This is a genomic window from Halobellus captivus (assembly GCF_007655485.1).
GTDB lineage: Archaea > Halobacteriota > Halobacteria > Halobacteriales > Haloferacaceae > Haloquadratum > Haloquadratum captivum.
This window is the reverse complement of sequence record NZ_VJXQ01000002.1, coordinates 714,074-714,461: the sequence shown is the minus strand read 5'-3', so window position 1 is coordinate 714,461 and position 388 is coordinate 714,074. Positions and strand designations below refer to the sequence as shown.

The 388-nt window shown below is 51.5% G+C and carries 1 CRISPR repeat array.

Going from position 1 to position 388, the window contains the following annotated elements:
* Positions 1-63 precede the first annotated feature (63 nt).
* Positions 64-355: direct repeats of the CRISPR family, unit length 30 nt; unit sequence CCTTCAACCCATCAAGGGTCCTTCTGAAAG.
* Positions 356-388 lie beyond the last annotated feature (33 nt).

The window sequence follows — 388 nt, the reverse complement described above, 5'->3', positions numbered from 1 at the left end:
TTCAACCCATCAAGGGTCCTTCTGAAAGGCCTCGCTGACGCACTCGGCCTCAAGCGGCGTCAGCCTTCAACCCATCAAGGGTCCTTCTGAAAGACAGTCCCACCCCCATAGGTCATTCAAACCCACCCTCCTTCAACCCATCAAGGGTCCTTCTGAAAGGTATCCTCATCGGGAGCGAGGATCCCGCAGGGGTTCCTTCAACCCATCAAGGGTCCTTCTGAAAGGAGTCTGTTTAAATTCGCCGTCTGAGACTCTGATATTCCTTCAACCCATCAAGGGTCCTTCTGAAAGTCAATCGACTGGATAACAGAGCCGATGCACCGCACCTTCAACCCATCAAGGGTCCTTCTGAAAGATTCGCTTTTCTTCGAGTTTCTTTTTCATCCGT